Source organism: Curtobacterium pomorum, from assembly GCF_044497295.1.
GTDB lineage: Bacteria > Actinomycetota > Actinomycetes > Actinomycetales > Microbacteriaceae > Curtobacterium.
Genome location: NZ_CP172409.1, coordinates 3440824 through 3461309, shown reverse-complemented (window position 1 = coordinate 3461309; position 20486 = coordinate 3440824). Strand labels below are relative to the sequence as shown.

General features: G+C 70.2%; 21 protein-coding genes and 1 tRNA gene. 15 read left to right on the top strand and 7 right to left on the bottom strand.

Translation table 11 applies throughout. The features are described from left to right. The first annotated feature begins 24 nt into the window (after positions 1-24). The 6 genes from ACGH48_RS16565 (at position 25) to groL (ending at position 4857) form a co-directional block, all read left to right on the top strand. Entirely contained in the window at positions 25-498 is a 474-nt protein-coding gene (locus tag ACGH48_RS16565; protein ID WP_396289382.1) for a GNAT family N-acetyltransferase, read from the top strand. Beyond that, positions 498-1577, top strand: a complete 1080-nt coding sequence (locus ACGH48_RS16560) for a DUF2332 family protein (protein WP_396289381.1) — start codon at positions 498-500, stop codon at positions 1575-1577. Before ACGH48_RS16565 ends, ACGH48_RS16560 begins: the two co-directional genes overlap by 1 nt. Positions 1578-1674: 97 nt before the next feature. Next, the gene (locus ACGH48_RS16555; RefSeq protein ID WP_396289380.1) at positions 1675-1986 is read left to right on the top strand and encodes a DUF3263 domain-containing protein; all 312 of its coding nucleotides are present in this window, start codon (positions 1675-1677) and stop codon (positions 1984-1986) included. Then, a complete protein-coding gene (locus ACGH48_RS16550; RefSeq protein WP_123312012.1) occupies positions 1983-2588 on the top strand; it encodes a LytR C-terminal domain-containing protein in 606 nt (201 codons plus the stop codon). Before ACGH48_RS16555 ends, ACGH48_RS16550 begins: the two co-directional genes overlap by 4 nt. A gap of 181 nt (positions 2589-2769) precedes the next feature. Next, positions 2770-2973, top strand: a complete 204-nt coding sequence (locus ACGH48_RS16545; protein ID WP_111085222.1) for a cold-shock protein — start codon at positions 2770-2772, stop codon at positions 2971-2973. 261 nt (positions 2974-3234) lie between these two features. Continuing rightward, positions 3235-4857: a chaperonin GroEL gene (gene groL, locus ACGH48_RS16540; RefSeq protein WP_123312014.1), complete on the top strand. Its 1623-nt coding sequence runs from the start codon at positions 3235-3237 to the stop codon at positions 4855-4857. Between the two features lie 542 nt (positions 4858-5399). On the opposite strand, the gene ACGH48_RS16535 is transcribed toward groL, so the two are convergent. From ACGH48_RS16535 to ACGH48_RS16515, 5 genes are all read right to left on the bottom strand, one after another. Continuing rightward, positions 5400-7115 (bottom strand): sensor histidine kinase, encoded by a 1716-nt coding sequence (locus ACGH48_RS16535; RefSeq protein ID WP_396289378.1) that lies wholly within the window; start codon positions 7113-7115, stop codon positions 5400-5402. 63 nt (positions 7116-7178) lie between these two features. Further along, complete coding sequence (locus tag ACGH48_RS16530; protein ID WP_017888045.1) at positions 7179-7874, bottom strand: response regulator transcription factor; 696 nt, start codon at positions 7872-7874, stop codon at positions 7179-7181. A 51-nt stretch (positions 7875-7925) separates the two neighbouring features. Then, complete coding sequence (locus ACGH48_RS16525) at positions 7926-9623, bottom strand: DNA repair helicase XPB (protein WP_340196824.1); 1698 nt, start codon at positions 9621-9623, stop codon at positions 7926-7928. A 48-nt stretch (positions 9624-9671) separates the two neighbouring features. Continuing rightward, complete coding sequence (locus ACGH48_RS16520; protein ID WP_123312020.1) at positions 9672-11435, bottom strand: helicase-associated domain-containing protein; 1764 nt, start codon at positions 11433-11435, stop codon at positions 9672-9674. A 28-nt stretch (positions 11436-11463) separates the two neighbouring features. Further along, positions 11464-11709 carry a hypothetical protein gene (locus ACGH48_RS16515; protein WP_148061738.1) on the bottom strand — a complete coding sequence of 82 codons (246 nt, stop codon included), beginning with the start codon at positions 11707-11709 and terminating at the stop codon, positions 11464-11466. Between the two features lie 109 nt (positions 11710-11818). Here ACGH48_RS16515 and ACGH48_RS16510 point away from each other — a divergent pair, with 109 nt between their 5' ends. Both ACGH48_RS16510 and ACGH48_RS16505 read left to right on the top strand, forming a co-directional pair. Continuing rightward, the gene (locus ACGH48_RS16510; protein ID WP_111085215.1) at positions 11819-12196 is read left to right on the top strand and encodes a cold-shock protein; all 378 of its coding nucleotides are present in this window, start codon (positions 11819-11821) and stop codon (positions 12194-12196) included. 4 nt (positions 12197-12200) lie between these two features. Continuing rightward, positions 12201-12908, top strand: coding sequence for a DUF3027 domain-containing protein (locus ACGH48_RS16505; protein WP_396289376.1), 708 nt, complete (start codon positions 12201-12203; stop codon positions 12906-12908). A 90-nt stretch (positions 12909-12998) separates the two neighbouring features. Here the strand turns inward: ACGH48_RS16505 and serC are convergent, their stop codons facing one another. Further along, positions 12999-14114 carry a phosphoserine transaminase gene (gene serC, locus ACGH48_RS16500; RefSeq protein ID WP_123312026.1) on the bottom strand — a complete coding sequence of 372 codons (1116 nt, stop codon included), beginning with the start codon at positions 14112-14114 and terminating at the stop codon, positions 12999-13001. A gap of 174 nt (positions 14115-14288) precedes the next feature. On the opposite strand from serC, the gene ACGH48_RS16495 reads away from it, so the two are divergent. The 3 genes from ACGH48_RS16495 (at position 14289) to ACGH48_RS16485 (ending at position 17091) form a co-directional block, all read left to right on the top strand. After that, complete coding sequence (locus ACGH48_RS16495; protein WP_123312028.1) at positions 14289-14984, top strand: metal-dependent transcriptional regulator; 696 nt, start codon at positions 14289-14291, stop codon at positions 14982-14984. Between the two features lie 177 nt (positions 14985-15161). Beyond that, on the top strand, positions 15162-16205 hold the full coding sequence (locus tag ACGH48_RS16490; RefSeq protein WP_396289375.1) for a C40 family peptidase: 1044 nt from the start codon (positions 15162-15164) through the stop codon (positions 16203-16205). A 391-nt stretch (positions 16206-16596) separates the two neighbouring features. Then, entirely contained in the window at positions 16597-17091 is a 495-nt protein-coding gene (locus ACGH48_RS16485; protein ID WP_123312032.1) for an HNH endonuclease, read from the top strand. Between the two features lie 85 nt (positions 17092-17176). Here ACGH48_RS16485 and ACGH48_RS16480 read toward each other — a convergent pair whose 3' ends face one another. Beyond that, entirely contained in the window at positions 17177-18010 is an 834-nt protein-coding gene (locus tag ACGH48_RS16480) for a CPBP family intramembrane glutamic endopeptidase (protein ID WP_396289374.1), read from the bottom strand. Positions 18011-18129: 119 nt separating this feature from the next. Between ACGH48_RS16480 and ACGH48_RS16475 the strand changes: the two genes are divergently transcribed. From ACGH48_RS16475 to ACGH48_RS16460, 4 genes are all read left to right on the top strand, one after another. Beyond that, on the top strand, positions 18130-18483 hold the full coding sequence (locus tag ACGH48_RS16475; protein ID WP_123312036.1) for a helix-turn-helix transcriptional regulator: 354 nt from the start codon (positions 18130-18132) through the stop codon (positions 18481-18483). Next, entirely contained in the window at positions 18480-19154 is a 675-nt protein-coding gene (locus tag ACGH48_RS16470) for a cation diffusion facilitator family transporter (RefSeq protein WP_396289373.1), read from the top strand. The genes ACGH48_RS16475 and ACGH48_RS16470 overlap by 4 nt, the downstream gene beginning before the upstream one ends. Before the next feature lie 57 nt (positions 19155-19211). After that, a complete protein-coding gene (locus ACGH48_RS16465; protein WP_396289371.1) occupies positions 19212-20315 on the top strand; it encodes an epoxide hydrolase family protein in 1104 nt (367 codons plus the stop codon). A 13-nt stretch (positions 20316-20328) separates the two neighbouring features. Further along, positions 20329-20403: transfer RNA gene (locus tag ACGH48_RS16460), tRNA-Arg, on the top strand. Positions 20404-20486 lie beyond the last annotated feature (83 nt).

Here is a 20486-nt window from a genome sequence, read left to right as displayed (position 1 = left end):
GACCACTTCAGTAAACTCGCGACGATGTCCGAGCATTCCGTGCGCCACGCCCGCTGGACCCGTCTGACGACGGACGAACTGTACGGCATCGTGGTGCTCCGGAACCGCGTCTTCGCACTCGAACAACGGGTGACGGCCGAGGACTTCGACGGCCGTGACCGCGAGCCCGAGACCGAGCACTGGTGGTTCGGTACCGACACCGATGCGGTTGGGTACCTGCGCCTCATCCGTCCGGCGGCGGACGAGGTCCACCCGGCGGATGCGTCGCCGCCGGAGTGGGTGATCGGCCGGGTCGCCACCCACCCGGAGCACCGCGGACAGGGCGTGGCCGGACGGCTCGTCGCCGCCGTGCTCGACCGACACGGGCACGACCCGTTCGTCCTGCACGCCCAGGAGTACGTCGCGGCCCTGTACGAGCGGTACGGCTTCGTCCGGTTCGGGGAACCGTACGACGAAGCCGGCATCCGCCACGTCGGCATGCACCGCCCCGGGCGCTGATGGACACACGGGCCCGGTACGCCGCCTACGCCGACCGCATCGAGGCGGTCTCGCCGACGTACGCCGCGTGGGCACGGTCGCTCGATCCCGCGCTCGTCGCGCTCCTCGCCGAGGTCCCCGAGCAGCAGCGGCAGCCGGAGCTGTTCTTCGCCGTCGCGCGGCGGCTGGGCGCGGACCCGTCGGACCCCGGTGCGCTGCGCGCGATCGGACGGGAGGCCCGCCCCGCCCTGGTCACGGCCCTCGCCTCCGCCACGGTGCAGGCCAACGACCCGCGGCGGCTCGGTCCCGTCGTCCCGCTGTTCGCGGCACTCGCCGAGCGGACACCGCGGCCGCTCGGGTTGGTCGACGCCGGCGCCGCGGCGGGGCTCTGCTCGATCCCGGACCGGGTCACCCTCGACCACCGGGTGTCGGAGTCCCGGGTGCCGACGGATCGCGCCCCGGTGCGGTCGTCGCGCCCCGACTCCTCGGGGCGCGATGACCACGGCGGGGTGCGCACCGAGCTCATCCGGATGCACGCGGCGCCGGAGGACCCGTCGATCCGACTGGTCGTCGACGTCACCGGCGACGTGCCCGCGCCGGCGCGCTCGCCGATCTCGATCGGTGCACGGGTCCTGCTCGACCCGAACCCGATCGACCTCGCGGCACCGGGCGCGTTCGACCGGTTGGTCGAGGCCGTCCCGCCCGAGGCGACGGACCGGATCGCCCTGATGCGCGAGGCTGCGCGCGCGACGCTCGCCGTGCCTCCCGTCCGGCTCGTCGGCACGCTGCCAGGTGACCTCGACCGTGCACTGGACGCCCTGCCGGACGACGTGGAGCCAGTCGTCCTGACCATCGGGACCCTGGTCTACGTGCCGGGTGCCGAGCGCCAGCGGTTCGTGGACCGCGTCCGCGAACGCGGTGTGCACTGGATCGCGCTCGAACGCACCGGGATCCTGCGCGGTGTCGCGGCGACGGTGCCCGACGACGTCGACCCCGCCGATCCGGACGTCTTCGCCACGGCGTCGATCGACGGCACGGCGGTCGCCGTCTCGGACCCGTTCGGCACGCGGGTGCGCTGGTTCCGCGACCCGAACCTGTGACCGGTGTTCGCGACAGTCCAGCGCCGTGCCAGGGTCCGGATGCTCTCCGCCCCTACGATGTGCGAGACCCGTTCCCCGACACGTGATCGGAACCGCCGTGACCAGCCCCACCGACGAGCACCGCGCTGACGAGCTCACCGAGCTCGCCAGGCACGTGCTGTCGTTCGAGCACGACCGGGCACGGCACGACCGCACGAAGGAAGCGGAGATCCGGGTCGAGTTCGAGATGTCGCCGGCGCGCTACTACCAGGTGCTGAACCGCGTGATCGACTCGCCCGCGGCACTCGCGTACGACCCGCAGCTCGTCACCAGGCTGCAGCGGCTCCGGCACGCGCGCACCAGCGCCCGGGCGACGCGCAGCTTCGTCGCGCCCGGCGGCGCTCCCGAAGGACGTGAAGAGGAACGATGAGCACCAGATTCCCCCGTGACCGGTTCGACGACGTCGCCGACGGCCCCCGGGTCGGCGCACACCGCGGTGCCCAGCGCCGCGGCCGTGGCTGGATCGCGTTCGCCTGGGCGGCACTCGCCACCGGCGTGCTCGTCGGCATCGGCGTGCTCGTCCTCGCACTCCTGAACGGCAGCTACTCGTTCAGCGGGTCGGACTCGCCCTCGGCGTCGACGAGCTCGTCGGCCACGTCGAAGCCGTCCGCGTCCGCCACCTCGAAGCCCTCGGCCTCCTCGTCGGCCGGTGCGGATGCCGGGTCCGGAGCGGCCGCGGCCACGCCGGCGCAGCAGGGGACGACCACCGTCGTCGTCCTGAACGGCACGACCACCTCCGGCCTCGCCGCCCGCGCGAGCGCCACGCTGACCGGTGCCGGCTGGCAGGTCGCCTCGACCGGGGACGCCGGCACGACCGGGTCGACGTCGACGATCGTGTACTACCAGCAGGCCGCGCAGGCTGCGGTCGCGCAGGGCATCGCGAAGCAGCTCGGGGTCACCGCCGTGCAGCAGTCGGCAGCGTTCCCGAACGCCGATGTGAGCGTCGTGCTCGGGGCCGACTACACCGGCTGATCCGCATTCCGCGGGCCCGTTCCGCCCGCATTTGTGACGGTCGTGTTTCGGGCACGTTGATTTCTGTCGGAAACGACGTGAAACAACGTCACACCTCTTGCCTGATCGGCGTGCTTCCAGCAGAGTCCCTTGCAGACGACGAACACGTCGTTCGCACAGCAGTACCAGGGAGCAAGAGATCATGGCCAACGGAACCGTGAAGTGGTTCAACGCTGAAAAGGGCTTCGGCTTCATCACCGTCGATGGAGGAGGCCAGGACGTGTTCGTGCACTACTCGGCCATCGACATGTCGGGTTACAAGGTCCTCGAGGAGGGCCAGGCAGTGGTGTTCGACGTCGGCACCGGGTCGAAGGGCCCGCAGGCGGAGGCAGTCCGACCGGCCTGACCACACGACACGCATCGTGAACGCGCCGTCCCGTCAGGGGCGGCGCGTTCGTCGTGCGTGGCCCGCGCCGCTCGGCGTGCGTGGCGGGCGGCCCGCGGCGGTGGTCGGGGTGCGCTGTTGGCGCAACGTGTGCTGGGAAGACCTGACGAGCCTCCAGATCGTGTTGCACTCGCACCGGGCGAGTGCCAGAATCGGCGTTGGCACTCGCTCACGTTGAGTGCCAGCACGACCCCACGACGTCCGGGAGGGACGAGAACTCACATGGCTAAGATCATTGCTTTCGACGAGGAGGCCCGCCGTGGCCTCGAGCGCGGCCTGAACCAGCTGGCCGACGCCGTGAAGGTGACGCTCGGCCCGCGCGGCCGCAACGTCGTCCTCGAGAAGAAGTGGGGCGCCCCCACGATCACGAACGACGGTGTCTCCATCGCCAAGGAGATCGAGCTCGACGACCCGTACGAGAAGATCGGTGCGGAGCTCGTCAAGGAGGTCGCCAAGAAGACCGACGACGTCGCCGGTGACGGTACGACCACCGCGACCGTCCTCGCCCAGGCACTCGTCCGCGAGGGCCTCCGCAACGTCGCCGCCGGCGCCGACCCCGTGTCGCTCAAGCGCGGCATCGAGAAGGCCGTCTCCGCCGTCTCCGACCAGCTCCTCGCCAACGCGAAGGACATCGAGACCAAGGACCAGATCGCCGCGACCGCGTCGATCTCGGCTGCAGACCCGACCATCGGCGCGCTCATCGCCGAGGCCATCGACAAGGTCGGCAAGGAAGGTGTCGTCACCGTCGAGGAGTCGAACACCTTCGGCACCGAGCTCGAGCTGACCGAGGGCATGCGCTTCGACAAGGGCTACCTGTCGCAGTACTTCGTCACCGACCCCGAGCGTCAGGAAGCCGTCTTCGAGGACGCCTACATCCTGATCGTCAACTCGAAGATCTCGAACATCAAGGACCTCCTGCCGGTCGTCGACAAGGTGATCCAGGCGGGCAAGCAGCTCCTGATCATCGCCGAGGACGTCGACGGCGAGGCCCTGGCCACGCTCGTCGTGAACAAGATCCGCGGCATCTTCAAGTCCGTCGCCGTCAAGGCCCCGGGCTTCGGCGACCGTCGCAAGGCCATGCTGCAGGACATCGCGATCCTGACCGGTGGCCAGGTCATCTCGGAAGAGGTCGGCCTCAAGCTCGAGAACGCGACGCTCGACCTGCTCGGTCGTGCCCGCAAGGTCGTCATCACCAAGGACGAGACCACGATCGTCGAGGGTGCCGGCGACGCCGAGCAGATCGCCGGCCGTGTCCGTCAGATCCGCTCCGAGATCGAGGCGACCGACTCCGACTACGACCGCGAGAAGCTCCAGGAGCGCCTCGCGAAGCTCGCCGGTGGCGTCGCCGTCATCAAGGCGGGTGCCGCGACCGAGGTCGAGCTCAAGGAGCGCAAGCACCGCATCGAGGACGCCGTCCGCAACGCGAAGGCTGCCGTCGAAGAGGGCATCGTCGCCGGTGGTGGCGTCGCCCTCATCCAGGCCGGTGCCGTCGCACTCGAGGCCCTCGAGCTCGAGGGTGACGAGGCGACCGGTGCGAACATCGTCCGCGTGGCCATCGACGCGCCGCTCAAGCAGATCGCGCTGAACGCCGGTCTCGAGCCGGGTGTCGTCGCCGCCAAGGTGCGCGAGCTCGAGTCGGGCTGGGGCCTCAACGCTGCGACCGGCGAGTACGTCGACCTCATCGCCGCGGGCATCATCGACCCGGCCAAGGTCACGCGCTCGGCGCTGCAGAACGCTGCGTCGATCGCCGGTCTGTTCCTGACGACCGAGGTCGTCGTCGCCGACAAGCCCGAGCGTGCCGCGGCCGCTCCGGCTGGCGACCCGACGGGTGGCATGGACTTCTAGGTCCGCTGTTCCGGAAGGGCCCCGCACGCTGCGCGTGCGGGGCCCTTCCGCGTGCGGGGGGGGGCGCGTGTCCCGTCCCGTCCCGTCCCGTCCCGCCCCGCCCGGTGAGGTTCCGAAATCTCGGCATGTCGGGGCCGGGTTCGCCGTTGTTCGGAACCTCGGCGATCAACGCGCGGCATGTCGTGGAACCTCGCGGAGCCGGTCGGTTCGGACTGGAGGCCCGTCCAGCGTCGTTCTCCGTCGCTGCGTCCGACCGTGGCCGGGGCCGGCGTCTCGTGCGCATGCTCCGTCCGGGCGAGAGCTTCGTGCCGCTCCTCGTCGCTGGACGGCCTCGCCGGTCGTTGTGACGCGGCTCCGGAAAGAACGGCTTTGCGGCGGACGCGGTGCGCCGAGGTTCCACGACTCGCCGTGTGCTGAACGCCGAGGTTCCGAACTCGAGCGCCACGGAGCGCGACATGCCGAGATTTTGGAACCTCGGGGTGCAGCACGGGCGCGGGCGCGGGCGCGGGTACGGGCGCGCGGGAGCGCACGCCGCGCCCGCGTCAGGCGGCGTAGTCGCGGGGGAGCAGGGGCAGCCAGACGCGGAAGGTCGCGCCGCCGCCCTCGGTGTCGAAGACCTCGACCGAGCCGTGGTGTGCCGCGACGATGCCCGACACGATGGCGAGTCCGAGGCCCGAGCCGCCGGTGTCCCGCGCGCGCGAGGTGTCGGCACGCCAGAACCGCTGGAAGATCTTGTCGCGCAGCTGCGCCGGGATCCCCTCGCCGTGGTCGATGACGTCGATGTGGGCCATGCCGCGGTCGTCGTCCACGCCGACGCCGATCTCGATCGGGTCGTCGTGCTCGGTGAACCGCATGGCGTTGCCCATCAGGTTCGTCACGATCTGGCGGATCTTGTTCTCTTCTGCCAGGACGATCGGCGGGCGCTTGGGCATCACGACCGTGGGCAGCGGTGTCGTCTCGTCGGTGGGGGTGGCACCGGCCTCGATGTCCATCGCCCGGGTCCGACGAGCACGGAGGCGCGCGATCGTCTGCCGCGAGAACGCGATGGGGCCCGTGGTGTTCGCCGAGGTGGGCGACGCCGGCGGGACCTCGCCCGTGTCGGACGACGAGCCCGACGAGCCCGACGAGAGCGACGACGAGGACGAGGGCGGCCGCACGGCCTGGGGCACGCTCTCGCCCGTCATGGCGTCCTCGACGAGCACCTGGATCTCACGGTCCGGGTTGGAGGCCATGGTGTCGAGCGCCGAGTCGCGTGCGATGGCGACGAGGTCGACCGGCCCGAGCTCGAGCGGCTTCGACTCGTCGATGCGGGCGAGCTGGAGCAGGTCCTGCACGAGCAGACCCATCCGCTTCGCCTCTTTCTCGATGCGCTCCATCGCCTGGGCGACGTCCTCTTCCTTGCGCAGGGCGCCCATCCGGTACAGCTCGGCGTACCCGCGCAGGGACACCAGCGGCGTGCGGAGTTCGTGCGAGGCGTCGCCGACGAACCGGCGCATCTGGTCGATGGTGCGCTGGCGGTCTTCGAACGCGGTGTCGATGCGTTCGAGCATGACGTTGAGGGACCGGTTGAGCCGGCCGACCTCGGTGTTCGGGGTGTCCGCTTCGAGGCGCTGGTTGAAGTCACCGGCGGCGAAGCGCGCGGCGGTGTCCTCGACGTCCCGCAACGGGTCGAACGTGGCGGTGACGAGCAGCCGCGTGAGCATCGCCCCGAGCAGGATCACCGAGGCGCCGAAGCTCAGGAAGATCGCGGTGAACCGCAGGATCGTCTGGTCGGTGTCGGCGCTCGACACTGCGACGAGCACGAAGCCGGTCTCGGTGGAGCCGCTCGTCTGGTTCTGCAGTGACGCCGGGATGACCTGGGCACGCCATTCGTGGTTGTGCTGGCTGTCGTAGAGCGAGAAACGCGAACCGTTCTGCGCTGCTGCCGAGAAGTCGAGTTCGCGGATGTCCGGACGGCTCGACGCCTTCGTCTGGCAGATCTTGTCGCCGTCGGCGTCGTACGCGGCGACGTAGGCGCTCTGCGACAGCACGACCGACAGCTTGCAGTACTGCTCGCCGTCGCTGATGTTCTGGCCCTCGAGCTGCTCCGTGGTGCCCTTGACGTTGTTGTCGAGCTGCGCCATCAGGTACGTGGACAGGACGGTCATCGTGCCGAGCCCGGCGACGAGCAGGCCGAGCGCCACCAGGAGCACCGTGATCCCGGTGATCTTGGTGCGCAGGGAGATCCCGTCCCACCAGCGGCTCATTCGCGTGTGCATGCTGCCCCAACGATAGACAGCGGCCGCCCGGTGAAACCGGACGGCCGCCGTGAAGAACGGACGCTACGAGGCCTTGGACGCCTTGAGCATGTACCCGAAGCCACGCTTGGTCTGGATGATGGGCTCGGCCGAGTACTGGTCGAGCTTGCGGCGCAGGTACGAGATGTAGGACTCGACGATGCCGGCGTCGCCGTTGAAGTCGTACTCCCACACGTGGTCGAGGATCTGCGCCTTCGACAGCACGCGGTTGGGGTTGAGCATGAGGTAGCGGAGCAGCTTGAACTCGGTGGGCGAGAGCTCGATCTGCGCGTCGCCGATCGTGACCTCGTGCGTGTCCTGGTCCATCGTCAGCTCGCCGGCGCGGATGATCGCGTCTTCCTCGTCGTTCATCGTGCGCCGCAGGATGGCCTTGATGCGGGCGACGATCTCGTCGAGGGAGAACGGCTTGGTGACGTAGTCGTCGCCGCCGACGGTGAGGCCGGTGATCTTGTCCTCGGTGTCGTCCTTCGCGGTGAGGAACAGGATCGGCGAGGTGTAGCCCGACGAGCGGAGGCGCTTGGTGACGCCGAAACCGTTCATGTCGGGGAGCATCACGTCGAGGATGATCAGGTCGGGTTCTTCCTCGAGCACGGCCGAGATCGCCTGGGCGCCGTTGCCGACGGCACGGACGGCGAACCCGGCGAAGCGCAACGAGGTCGTCAGGAGGTCGCGGATGTTCGGTTCGTCGTCGACGATCAGGATCTTGGGGCCATCGCTCATGATCCTATCTTCTGACCGTTCCCTAATGGTTCCCTGAGAGCGGTGCGTACGTCAGCCCACGGGCGCCTGGACCTGGTCGGCATCCAGGATCGTGTAGGAGTACCCCTGCTCGGCGAGGAACCGCTGCCGGTTCTGCGCGAAGTCCTGGTCGACGGTGTCCCGCGCGACGAGCGTGTAGAACGACGCGGGCAGGCCGTCCTTGTTCGGACGCAGCAGTCGTCCGAGGCGCTGCGCCTCTTCCTGACGTGACCCGAAGGAACCGGAGACCTGGATCGCGACGGTGGCGTCGGGCAGGTCGATCGAGAAGTTCGCGACCTTCGACACGACGAGCACGTCCACCTCGCCGGCTCGGAACGCGTCGTACAGCCGCTCGCGTTCGTCGACCGGGGTCGCACCGGTGATCTCGGCCGCGTCGAGCGACGCGGCCAGTTCGTCGAGCTGGTCGATGTACTGCCCGATGACCAGGATCTGCTCGCCGCGGTGCTTCTCGATGAGTTCCCGCACGACCGGGGTCTTCGCGGGCGAGGTGGCGGCGAGCCGGTAGCGCTCGTCGTCGCTCGAGGCCGCGTACTCCAGGCGCTCCTGGTGCGGCAGGTCGATGCGCACCTCGTAGCACTCGGCAGGGGAGATGTAGCCCTGCGCCTCGATCTCCTTCCACGGAGCGTCGTAGCGTTTCGGGCCGATGAGCGAGAAGACGTCGCCCTCGCGGCCGTCCTCGCGCACGAGGGTCGCCGTGAGGCCGAGTCGACGTCGTGCCTGCAGGTCCGCGGTCAGCTTGAAGACCGGTGCCGGCAGCAGGTGGACCTCGTCGTACACGATGAGGCCCCAGTCGAGGGCGTCGAGCAGCGACAGGTGCGTGTACTCGCCCTTCCGACGGGCGGTGAGGATCTGGTACGTCGCGATCGTGACCGGCCGGATCTCCTTGACGCTGCCCGAGTACTCGCCGATGTCCTCGGCCTTCAGGGTCGTGCGCTTGAGGAGCTCGCTGCGCCACTGCCGTGCGGACACGGTGTTCGTCACGAGGATGAGCGTGGTCGCCTTGACGGTCGCCATCGCACCGGCGCCGACCAGGGTCTTGCCGGCGCCACAGGGCAGCACGACGACACCGGAGCCCTGCGCGAAGAACGTGTCGACGGCCTGCTCCTGGTACGGGCGCATGTGCCACTCGGCCGTGTCGAGGTCGATCGGGTGCGGCTGCCCGGGCGTGTAGCCCGCCAGGTCCTCGGCCGGCCAACCGAGCTTCACGAGCTCCTGCTTGATCTGCCCGCGAGCCCACGGCTGCAGCTCGACCTCGGAGGGACTTCGCATGTCGCCGAGCAACGGCTTGATCCGCTTCGACCGGATGACCTCGGCCAGGACGGACGGGTCCTCGGCGGTGAGGAGCAGCACGGGAAGGCGCTCGAGTTCCTCGGTGGGGGAGTTCGCGATGACCGGTGCGTCCTCGCGCTCCTCCCGCCGGATGACGAGTCGGCCGTAGCGCGACACCGTGTCACGGATGTCGACCGTGACGCTCTGCGGGACGGGGAACTTGGCGAACCGCTCGAGGGTGGCGATCATCGCCTCGGCGTCGTGTCCGGCGGCCCGTGCGTTCCACAGGCCGAGGCGGGTGATTCGGTAGGTGTGCACGTGCTCGGGGGCGCGTTCGAGTTCGGCGAAGGCCGCGAGCTCGTGGCGTGCGTCCTCGGCGTCGGGGTGAGCGACCTCGAGGAGCACGGTGCGGTCGCTCTGCACGATCAGCGGTCCGTTCATGACCTGCCAGCCTAGCCGTCGTCACCTGCGTTCGGGTGACCGCTCCCCTCAGGCGTCGCTCTCGACCGCCACGACGAGCGACAGCGGCAACGTGCGTTCGACGTCGACGCTGGTGTCACGGCCTCGGACGCGGCCGGCCGCGACGGAGGTCGGGATGATCGAGAACGGCCGCTCGGACCCGTCCGGCATGCGGACCGTGAGCCGGATCGGCGTCCGTCCGCGCACGGCCAGGTCGATCTGCCGTCCCAGCCACTCCTGCTCCGGCTCGGCGTCACCACGCTGGGTGGTCAGGCGGAGTCGTTCCACGAGTGCGTGCGCCGCCTGTTCCGGCGAGCGTCCGGTGGGGCTGCGCCGACCGGGAGGCCCGTGGTGCGTCTCGGGGCGGGCGCCGGTCGCGAGCACGGCCGGGTAGCGCTGGTCCTCGAGCGCGGTGTGCACGACGTGCGCCGGGTAGCGGGTGGTCAGCGTGGTCAGGTCGCTGCGCTCCCACGCCATCTGCCGGAGTTCGGCGTCGACACCGATGAGGTCGAGCTGGTCCGCGGTGCCGCGCACCACGGTGCCGACCCCACCCTCGCCGCGGTCGACGACGATGCTGCCGTCGCGTCCGGCGACCTGGTCGACCAGGTAGGCGAGCGGCTGCGGGACACCCGTCGACGAAAGTCGGGTGAGCAGCGCCAGGACGTCGTCGCGGGAGTGCCCGGCACGGAACGCCGCGCGCAGGGTGTCCTCGGAGATCCGGTACCGGGCGGCCAACCCGGGGGCTTCGAGCACGGCGACCGTGCGCAGGGCGGCGTCGTCGACCGGTGCGAGGGGCCCGGGAGCGATCACGGTCAGGTCGTGCTGCAGGTACACCTGGTCGACGGTGCCGGGCAGGTCCTCCGACGCGGGTCCGGCGTCACCGTCCAGGAGCGCCCGGCCGGTGCTCGTGACGATGCCGTCGACCGCGAGTCCGAGCGACCCGGCGGTCCCGGCGGCGTCGAGCAGGAGGGCGTCGAGCCAACGGGAGCCCGCGGGGTACGCCCAGCGTCCGAGTGCCACGAGGTCGCGCAGGTCGTCGTCTGCGAGCGCGAGGACCTCGTGCACCGCGGTACCGAGGGTGTCCGCCCAGGCCGACACCAGCGTCGCCCAGCGGTCCGGCCAGTCGGCGACCAGCCAGGCCTGCCCGGCATCGGTGACCGTCCAGCGGCCGGAGCCCGGGTCCGCGAAGCCCACGCGGTCGAGCAGTTCCAGTCGCCCGGGCACGACGTCCGCCTCGGTGCCGATGCGCTCGGCCAGGGCCTTGGCGAGTGGTGTGCCGATGCCGCCCTTGACGAGTTCGCGGACCGAGCCGGCGTCCACCGCACGCAGCAGTTCGGCGAGCACGGTCATGCTCGAGAACGCCTGCTCCGCGCCGGAGGTGCGTGCGCGGTCCTGACCGGCCACGTCGTCGGCGTGCGGAGCGCGGTCGGGGCGATCCGGGCCTCCTGACCGTTCCAGTGCCACGAGGTCGGGGTGGGCGGCCACGCGTGCGGCGACCGCGTCGTCGACGGCGCCGTCCTCGTCGGCCAGGCCGAGCGTGATCGCCGGGCCCAGGCTGTCGGCGTCACCGCCGTCACGGAGCGCCAGGATGGTGGCGCGGGGCAGGTGCTCGACCGCAGCGTCGACGGCGTCGTCGGTGCGGAGCGCCTCGGCCAGGTCGAAGAAGTCGGTGATCCGTTGCGGACCGGTCTCGCCGAGGGCGGCCGGGGGCAGGCTCCGCGCAGCGACGAGTCGTTCGAGGGAGTCGTCCGGCAGCGCCCGGAGTCGGGCGGCCAGGTCGGCGGTGGTCGTCATCGTCCGGTGCCAGCGTCCGGGGCGGACGTCAGCGAGCCGTCCGGTTGGCTCGTGCGCGACGCGTCCAGGTGATGCCGAGGAGCGTGAAGACCAGCACCATGCCGATCGGGAACCCGACGAGCGGGATCGCCATGATCACCGGCCACGGCATGGAGCCCTGCGCGCTCGGGACCGTCAGCCACATGACGATCATCGCCGCCATGCAGAGGAACGCAGCGATGAAGATGCCACCGACCATGAACGCCAGAGCGCGTTCGGTACGATTGAACGTCACCGGGGGTTCTGCGGAATCCTGCGGGTTCCCGGTTGATCGGGTCGGATTGGCCATCGACCCAGGATATCCGACGCACCACGGCCGTACCACGACCTCGAGGAGTCCACGCATGCCCACCGGCAAGGTCAAGTTCTACGACGACGACAAGGGCTTCGGCTTCATCACCGGAGACGACGGCGACCAGGTCTTCCTGCACGCTTCCTCGCTGCCCGACGGCGTCGTGACCGTGAAGGCGGGATCCCGGCTCGAGTACGGCGTCGTGCAGGGCAAGAAGGGGTCGCAGGCACTGTCCGTGCGGCTCCTCGACCCGCAGCCGTCGTTGTCCCGGATGACCCGTCGCTCCGCAGACGACATGGCCGTGATCGTCGAGGACCTGGTGAAGGAACTCGACCGGATCAGCGGAGACCTCCGCCACGGCCGCTACCCGAAGAACGGCGATCGACTCGCCGCCATCCTGCGGCACGTCGCAGACCAGTTGGAGGCGTGACCCCATGACAGACAGCGACGCAGTACCTGTTGACTACACCGACCTGGCGCGGACCGCGCTGCTCGAGGTGACCCCGGAGTCGAGCATCGGCGCGCCCGTCGGCACCGTGGACGAGGGCGACGGCGTCGTCTCCGTCCTGTTCGCGAACCGCATGCCGGGGTACCCCGGCTGGCGCTGGACCGTCAGCGTCGCGAAGGTCGGCGACGAGGACCCCACCGTGCTCGAGGTCGAGCTGATGCCCGGCGACGGTTCGCTCGTGGCACCGGAGTGGGTGCCGTGGTCCGAGCGACTGGCCGAGTACCGGGCGGCGCAGGACCACGAGTCGGACGAGGAGTCCGACGACGATTCGGATGACGACGACGAGGACGACGACTTCGACGACGAGTCGGACGACGACTCGGACGAGGACGCCGACTACGACGACGCGGACGACGACGAAGCCGACGACGAGTCGGATGACGACGACGACTTCGACGCCGACGAGGACGACCTGGACGAGTCGGACGACGACGACATCGAGGGTGTGGACGTCGACGCGCTCGCCGAGGTCGACGATGACGCCTCCGACGGTGACGACGACACAGTCGACGAGGCTCCGCAGCCGCCCCGCCGTCGCCGCGCCCAGCGCGTGCGGCCGGTCGACCCGGACGCCGACCTCGTGGTCGACCAGCTCGACGCGGGCGAGGTCGACCCGGACTTCCACCGCTCCTGACCCGCACCACCAGAACGACGAAGCACCACGGTCTCCCGTGGTGCCTCGTCGTTTCCCAGGTGTCCGCCGACCGGACGGCGGGGCGTGGGGTCAGCGCAGGGCGTCGACCGTGAAGTCGATCGCCTGCACGAGCTTCGCGACGTCGTCCGGGTCGATCGCGGTGAACGTCGCGACGCGCAGCTGGTTGCGGCCGAGCTTCCGGTACGGCTCGGTGTCGACGATGCCGTTCGCGCGCAGGGTCGCGGCGACGGCCTTGGCGTCGATCGAGTCGTCGAGGTCGATCGTGGCGACGACCTGCGAGCGGGCTGCGGGATCGGTGACGAACGGGGTCGCGTAGTCGACCGACTCGGCCCAGTCGTACAGCGTCGACGACGAGGTCTTCGTGCGGGTGTCCGCCCACGCCAGGCCGCCGGACTCGTTGATCCACCGGACCTGGTCGTCGAGCAGCAGCAGCGTCGAGATCGCCGGGGTGTTCAGCGTCTGGTTCAGGCGCGAGTTGTCGACGGCGTTCTTGAGCGACAGGAACTCCGGGATGTACCGGCCGCTCGCCGCGATGCGCTCGACGCGCTCGATCGCGGCGGGGGAGAACAGCGCGAGCCACAGGCCACCGTCGGAGGCGAAGTTCTTCTGCGGTGCGAAGTAGTAGACGTCGGTGGCGTCCACGTCGAACGCGGCACCACCGGCGGCGCTCGTGGCGTCGACGACCGTCAGTGCTCCGGCGTCACCGGCGGCGCGGACGACCGGGGCCATCACGCCGGTCGAGGTCTCGTTGTGGGGGTAGGCGTAGACGTCGACGCCGTCGATCGGCTCGAGCGCGGCGAGTGATCCGCCGGGGGCCTCGACGACGTGCGGCGCCTCGAGCCACGGGGCGCCGGCGGCCTTGGCGAACTTCGACCCGAACTCGCCGAAGGACAGGTTCTCCGCACGGCGTTCGATGAGGCCGAACGCGGCGGCGTCCCAGAAGGCGGTCGAACCGCCGTTGCCGAGGACGACCTCGTAGCCCTCGGGGACCTGGAACAGGTCGGCGAGCCCGGAGCGGACGCTGCCGACCAGGTCCTTCACGGGCTTCTGGCGGTGGGACGTGCCGAGGATCGTGGCCCCGCGCGTCACGAGGGACTCGAGCTGCGCGCCGCGGATCTTGGACGGTCCGCAGCCGAAGCGGCCGTCGGTGGGGAGGAGTTCGGCGGGGATGACGATGTCTGCCATGCGCCGATCCTACCGAGCGCGATCCCAGTGCTGGTGCGCCTGTACCGGCCGGACGGGGTTGCCCGCAGGGGTGCGGCTGCGGCGCTCTTCTTGCCCCGTGCAAGTGTCGGTCGGAGTTCGTCGGTCCGAACAAGTAGGGTGGTGGCCGCTGGGCCCAGACATGAGAGGCGGACCGTGACCGATCTCGTCGACACCACGGAGATGTACCTTCGCACCATCCTCGACTTGGAGGAGGAGGCGATCGTTCCGCTGCGCGCCCGCATCTCGGAGCGGCTCGGTCACTCGGGCCCGACGGTCTCGCAGACCATCGCCCGCATGGAGCGCGACGGCCTGGTCGTCGTCTCCGGCGACCGCCACCTGGAACTCACCGACGAGGGTCGCTCACGCGCCACCCACGTCATGCGCAAGCACCGTCTGGCGGAGCGACTGCTCGCCGACGTCATCGGGCTCGACTGGGCCTTCGTCCACGACGAGGCCTGCCGGTGGGAGCACGTCATGAGCGAGCAGGTCGAGGTCCGCCTGCTCGAGATGCTCGGCAACCCGACCGAGTCGCCGTACGGCAACCCGATCCCCGGCCTGGCCGAGATCGGCGGCCCCGCAGCCGCCGGGTTCCTCGACGGCGTGCAGAACATCGTCGCCGCGACCGAGGGCACCGACGCCGTCGCGACCGGCGTGATCCGACGTCTGGGCGAGCCCGTGCAGTTCGAACCCGAGCTCCTGCACCAGCTCCGCACGGCCGGCGTCATGCCCGGTCGGCTCGCGGGCGTGCAGCGCGCCGGGGCCTACGTCGCCGTGCGTGTCGAGGGCGAGGACTCAGGCATCGAGCTCCCCGTCGAGGTCGCGCAGCACGTGTACATCGAGCGGAACTGATTTCCCTGCTCTGACCAGGGCTTCTTAACCGTTTCGTTACAAACGGGCCATTTCATCTCGACAAGGTAACGACGGCCCCGTACACTCGTCGAGTCCCCGCGCTGCGCCTGAGCCGGAGACCCGTGGCAGGACGTCTCGAACCCGTCTCCTGCCTCGATCGGAAACGATGACGAACGGATGGGGTTGCACGTCGCCGGACACCCACGGCAGCGTGATGACGAGACGCCGGAGACCACACCCTTGACGCAGACCGGTTCCGCCGCGGACGACCAGACGCCCGCGAACCCGACGAACACCGAGAACGCCACCGACGCCCCGCTCACCCGGCGGTCCGCCCGCCAGGCCGATGCGCGCCCGACCCGCAAGGTCGTCCCCGTGCGGTCCGCGCCGCTCCCCGGCGGCCGTCGTGCTGCGCAGGCTGCAGCCAGTGCCACCGCAGCGAAGGCCAGTTCGGCGTCGCGGAAGCGCAAGTTCCTCGCCCCCATCGTCCTGACGGTCGCCGCCGGCATGTTCGGCACCGTGGCGGTCGCACCGGCCTTCGCCGCGCAGCCCGCCACCGGCACCGACGCGGCGAACGCCCAGCGTCAGGTCCGCGCGACCGAGAGCCAGGAGTTCTCGGTGTCCGACGCGGTCGCCCTGGCCGGAACGAGCCGCGACGGCTACGGCGCCACCTCGACCGCGACGCTCGACGCCCGCGCAGCGGCGAAGCAGGCAGCTGCCGACCAGGCCGCGGCCTCGGAGCAGGCCGCAGCCGACGCCGAGGAGCAGGCGTCCGCCACCCAGGCCGCGCGTGCGCAGACCGCCGAACAGTACTCCTCGTACACCGGCCCGTCCGCCGCCGACTACGTGGCCAGCTCGACCGCCGCGGACACCCCGTTCTCGCTGCCGGCCGTCGTCGCGACCGCCAAGCAGTACATCGGCACCCCGTACGTCTTCGGCGGCGCCGACCCGTCGGGCTTCGACTGCTCGGGCTACGTCATGTTCGTGTACGCGCAGTACGGCATCAACCTCGCGCACTCCGTGCCGCTGCAGGACCAGGCCGGCACCACGATCCCCGAGTCCGAGGCGCAGCCCGGTGACGTCGTCATCTTCAACAACGAGGCGCACGACGGCTTCTACATGGGCAACGGCATGATCATGGACGCCCCGAAGCCCGGTGGCTCCGTGTCGATCCGTCCGATCTGGACCAGCGACTACCACATCGTCCGCTTCGGCATCTGAGGCGTCTGAGGCGTCTACGGCGCCGCGGCGTCCGACCCGGCCGCGGAGCATCGATCCCGTGAACATCGCCGGAACCGGCCCGTGCACCCTCGTGCCGGGCCGGTTTCTGACGTAGCCTGGCGCTGCACCGGTCCGCAAGGCCCCGAGCAGGGAGACCCCATGTCGATGTTCCGCACGACCCGAACCATGGGTCGGCGCGCGCGCATCGACATACGGTCGACCACCGCCTGCGTGCACGAGCACGCCCCTGCATGACGAGAGCACTGCCCATCCGGGTGGTGCTCTTCGTGGTTCAGGGGACGTGTGCGCGAGCGACGGTCACCTGCGAAGGACCCCGGTCCGACGCACCCGCAGCGCCTGGAAGCCGTCCAGGCACGTCGGAAGGGAACCAATGCGCACTCTCGTCCTCAACGCCGGTTACGAGCCCCTCGCGGTGATCTCGTTCCGACGAGCCCTCGTGCTGGTCATGAACCAGAAGGCCTCCGTCGTCGCCGCCGATCTCGAACACCCGGTCACCGGGTCGACGTCGAGCTACGACCGTCCGTCCGTCATCATCCTCACCCGGTACGTGCGCATCCCGCACTCGAGACTCGTGCCGGTGTCGCGGCGAGGCGTCCTGCGCCGTGACGCGAACCGGTGCGCGTACTGCGACCGGCACGCGACGACCATCGACCACGTGCAGCCGAAGTCGCGCGGCGGGCAGGACTCGTGGGAGAACCTCGTGGCCTGCTGCCTGGCCTGCAACAACGAGAAGGGTGACCGCACCCCGCAGGAGATGGGGTGGCGGCTGCGCTTCCGTCCGAAGATCCCGCACGGTTCGTCGTGGGTCGTCCGCGGCATCGAACGTCCGCAGGCCGAATGGGACGAGTACCTGGTGGCCGCGTAGCGGCCGGCCCGCCGCGCTCACCATGTTCGGTCTGGAGGCACGTGGCGAACCCGTCACGTGCCTCCAGTCCGTCAGGTGGGTGCGTTCAGAGCGCGCGCTTGCGGCCCGGCAAGAGGAAGACCGCAACGATGCCGAAGGCGATGTAGACGAAGTTGAACAGCGACGCGAAGGTGACCAGCGCGTGCGATCCGCCGGTCACGACGGCGTGCGCATCGTTGAGCCCGCCCGCCGCCATCAGGGTGGTGGGGTCGGTGAGGGCGTGCAGGAGCATCGGGACGATCAGCCACCGGCTCACCCGGAGCGCGAGGAACATCATCGCGCCGAAGCCCATCGCGTAGCCGACCGTCGCGAACACGAGCAGCGGGTTGCCGCCGCCGAGCAGGTTCTGCAGGTGGATCAACCCGAAGACGACCGACGACAGCACGTAGACCGCACGCTCGCTGTACCCGTGGTGTTCGAGCAGCTCGACCGTGAGACCGCGGGTGAGGAGTTCTTCCGCGAACCCGACGCAGAGGCCGAAGAACAGGATTGCGAGGACGAGCGTGGGGGTGAAGCGGGACCAGTCGGTGCCGGCGACCTTCATCACCGGCGGGACGACGGTGATGACGACCGCGATCCACATCCACCGCGGGGCGCGTGCGGTACGGCGGCGGAACAGGTGCGGCAGCCACCCGAGTGAGCGCGCGAACAGCAGCAGGAGCAGGCCCATCAGGCCGATCGGCAGGATCGAGGCCAAGAGCACGCTCACGGGGTCGCCGTACAGGTCGTCGAGGTCGATGAACGGCCGCACGAACAGGCCGATCAGCTGACTGATGCCGAGGTACACGAGCAGGTAGACGGCGGCGAGGAGGATCGAACGCCACCACCCGCCGCGTGCCCAGAAGCGTTGCCACGCGTTCTCGGTCGTCTGATCCGTCATGTGGTTCCCCTGTGGTGTGTGTGGTGCCTGGTGGGTGGCTGACGGTCTCAGCCTGCCGCATCCCGGGTCCGCCTGCCGATGGGGATCCAATAGGTCAGCGAACGCTGTATGGTCAGTGCATGCTGACCACTGCACCGCGGCTCGACGTCATGCACCGGCTCGGCCGGGCGATGGCGGACCGGACACGATCCCGGATCCTGCTCGAGATGCTCGAGGCGCCGGTCCACCCGGGCCGGCTCGCCACCGACCTGGGGCTCACCCGCTCCAACGTCTCGAACCACCTCGCCTGCCTGCGCGGATGCGGGATCGTCGTCGCCGTGCCCGAGGGGCGCTCCACCCGGTACGAGATCGCCGACCCGCACCTCGGGGCCGCGATCCGCTCGCTTCTCGAGGTCGTGCTCGCCGTCGACGACGGCGAAGCGTGCACCGACGAGGACTGCGACGTCCCGCTCTGCTGCGGACCCGGCGCATGACCGGGGTGACGGCTGCGGTCGTCCCCGACCGCCGACGAGTGCTGCAGCGACGGATCCGGTGGATCGTCGCTGCGACGATCGCGTACAACGTCATCGAGGCGGTCATCGCGATCGCCGCCGGTTCGGTGGCGTCCTCGACCGCCCTGATCGGCTTCGGACTCGACTCCGTCGTCGAGGTCCTGTCCGCCGCTGCGGTTGCATGGCAGTTCGCCGGGCCGGACCCCGAAGCGCGGGAACGCGTCGCGCTCAAGGTCATCGCGGTCTCCTTCTTCGGGTTGGCGCTGTACGTCACGGTCGACGCGGTGCTGACCCTGACCGGGGTGCGCGAGCCGGAGCACAGCCCCGTCGGGATCGTGCTGGCGGCGGTGAGCCTTGCCGTGATGCCGTTCCTCAGCCTGCTCGAACGTCGTACCGGCAAGGAGCTCGGTTCGGCATCGGCGATCGCCGACTCGAAGCAGACCCTGGTGTGCAGCTACCTGTCCGCCGCGGTGTTGATCGGTCTGCTCTTGAACACGCTGTTCGGGTGGTCGTGGGCTGATCCGGTCGCCGGCTTGGTCGTCGTCGTGTTCGCGGTGCGCGAGGGGCTCGAGGCCTGGCGCGGTGACGCCTGCAAGCAGCCGGTCGGCGCCCTGACCGGCGAGCGTGCGAGCGACGCCTGCGACTGCTGCTGACGACGTCGGACGGCGCCCGCGGTCCGGGTGTCGGTCCCGCTGAGTAGCGTCGCCGCCATGGGCGAGACACCGCAGATCGACGACGCGACCATCGAGGACCTCCGCGCGCGACTGCGTGCCACGCGGTGGCCGGATGCTCCCGCCGGCGCCGGGTGGTCGCTCGGGGCGGACGTCGACGAACTCCGGGCACTCATCGCGTACTGGGCCGACGGCTTCGACTTCGACGCGCACCGGGCACAGCTCGCCGCGCTGCCCAGCCGACGGCTGACGATCGACGGCACCGGGATCCACGTGCTGCACGCCCGAGCCAGCACGCCCGACGCGTTGCCGCTCCTGCTCGCGCACGGCTGGCCCGACTCCGGGTGGCGGTACCGCAAGGTCCTGCCGATGCTCGTCGAGGCCGGGTTCGACGTGGTCGTGCCGGACATGCCCGGGTACGGCTTCTCCGACGCGCCGCCGCAGCCGATCGACGCCCGCGCGGTCGCCGGCATGTGGGCAGAGCTGATGACGGAGCTGGGATACGAGCGGTTCACCGTCGCCGGCGGGGACATCGGCACGCACGTCGCCCGCTACCTCGCGCTCGACCACGCCGACCGGGTGGTCGCCGTGCACCGCATCGACGGCGGGCTCGCCTGGCCGGGCATCGACCTCGACACGTTGTCGCCGGAGGAACGCGGGTTCGTCGCCGCGACCGCCCGCTGGCGCGACACCGAGGGCGCCTACGCGATGATGCACCGCACCAAGCCGCAGACCGTCGCGGTCGGCCTGAACGACTCACCCGCCGGGCTCGCCGCGTGGATCGTCGAGAAGCTCCGGTCGTGGAGTGACTGCGACGGCGACCTGTGGTCCGTCTACACGCGCGACGAGGTGCTCGCGCTGCTGACCGAGTACTGGGCCACCGGCACGATCGGCTCGGCGATGCGGATGTACCACGCGAACGCCGCGATCCCGGCCGACCAGCTCGCCCGCCGGGTCGAGGTACCGTCCGGGTTCTCGCTGTTCCCCGGCGACCTCGTGGAGCCGCCGCGCGCATGGCTCGAGCGGACGACGAACCTGGTGTCGTACCGGATGATGCCGCGCGGGGGACACTTCGCGCCGTTCGAGCAGCCGGCCCTGTACGTCGACGAGCTCGCGACCTTCCTGGAGCCGTTCCGCCGCTAGAGTGGACGGGCCAGCCTCTGTAGCTCAATGGAAGAGCAGTTCCGTCCTAAGGAAACGGTTGGGGGTTCGAGTCCCTCCAGGGGCACCAGCAGGTCGAGGGGTTCGAGTCCCTGCAGCGCCGTCCAGGGGCACCAGCAGGTCGAAGGGGGTTCGCGTCCCTGCAGCGCCTTC

What these genes read in the sequence shown, in the direction of transcription:
- ACGH48_RS16565 (WP_396289382.1), top strand. Translation starts at nt 25, where the DNA reads ATGTCCGAGCATTCCGTGCGCCACGCCCGCTGGACCCGTCTGACGACG.
- ACGH48_RS16560 (WP_396289381.1), top strand. Translation starts at nt 498, where the DNA reads ATGGACACACGGGCCCGGTACGCCGCCTACGCCGACCGCATCGAGGCG.
- ACGH48_RS16550 (WP_123312012.1), top strand. Translation starts at nt 1,983, where the DNA reads ATGAGCACCAGATTCCCCCGTGACCGGTTCGACGACGTCGCCGACGGC.
- ACGH48_RS16545 (WP_111085222.1), top strand. Translation starts at nt 2,770, where the DNA reads ATGGCCAACGGAACCGTGAAGTGGTTCAACGCTGAAAAGGGCTTCGGC.
- groL (WP_123312014.1), top strand. Translation starts at nt 3,235, where the DNA reads ATGGCTAAGATCATTGCTTTCGACGAGGAGGCCCGCCGTGGCCTCGAG.
- ACGH48_RS16535 (WP_396289378.1), bottom strand. Translation starts at nt 7,115, where the DNA reads ATGCACACGCGAATGAGCCGCTGGTGGGACGGGATCTCCCTGCGCACC.
- ACGH48_RS16530 (WP_017888045.1), bottom strand. Translation starts at nt 7,874, where the DNA reads ATGAGCGATGGCCCCAAGATCCTGATCGTCGACGACGAACCGAACATC.
- ACGH48_RS16525 (WP_340196824.1), bottom strand. Translation starts at nt 9,623, where the DNA reads ATGAACGGACCGCTGATCGTGCAGAGCGACCGCACCGTGCTCCTCGAG.
- ACGH48_RS16520 (WP_123312020.1), bottom strand. Translation starts at nt 11,435, where the DNA reads ATGACGACCACCGCCGACCTGGCCGCCCGACTCCGGGCGCTGCCGGAC.
- ACGH48_RS16510 (WP_111085215.1), top strand. Translation starts at nt 11,819, where the DNA reads ATGCCCACCGGCAAGGTCAAGTTCTACGACGACGACAAGGGCTTCGGC.
- ACGH48_RS16505 (WP_396289376.1), top strand. Translation starts at nt 12,201, where the DNA reads ATGACAGACAGCGACGCAGTACCTGTTGACTACACCGACCTGGCGCGG.
- serC (WP_123312026.1), bottom strand. Translation starts at nt 14,114, where the DNA reads ATGGCAGACATCGTCATCCCCGCCGAACTCCTCCCCACCGACGGCCGC.
- ACGH48_RS16490 (WP_396289375.1), top strand. Translation starts at nt 15,162, where the DNA reads ATGGGGTTGCACGTCGCCGGACACCCACGGCAGCGTGATGACGAGACG.
- ACGH48_RS16485 (WP_123312032.1), top strand. Translation starts at nt 16,597, where the DNA reads ATGCGCACTCTCGTCCTCAACGCCGGTTACGAGCCCCTCGCGGTGATC.
- ACGH48_RS16480 (WP_396289374.1), bottom strand. Translation starts at nt 18,010, where the DNA reads ATGACGGATCAGACGACCGAGAACGCGTGGCAACGCTTCTGGGCACGC.
- ACGH48_RS16475 (WP_123312036.1), top strand. Translation starts at nt 18,130, where the DNA reads ATGCTGACCACTGCACCGCGGCTCGACGTCATGCACCGGCTCGGCCGG.
- ACGH48_RS16470 (WP_396289373.1), top strand. Translation starts at nt 18,480, where the DNA reads ATGACCGGGGTGACGGCTGCGGTCGTCCCCGACCGCCGACGAGTGCTG.
- ACGH48_RS16465 (WP_396289371.1), top strand. Translation starts at nt 19,212, where the DNA reads ATGGGCGAGACACCGCAGATCGACGACGCGACCATCGAGGACCTCCGC.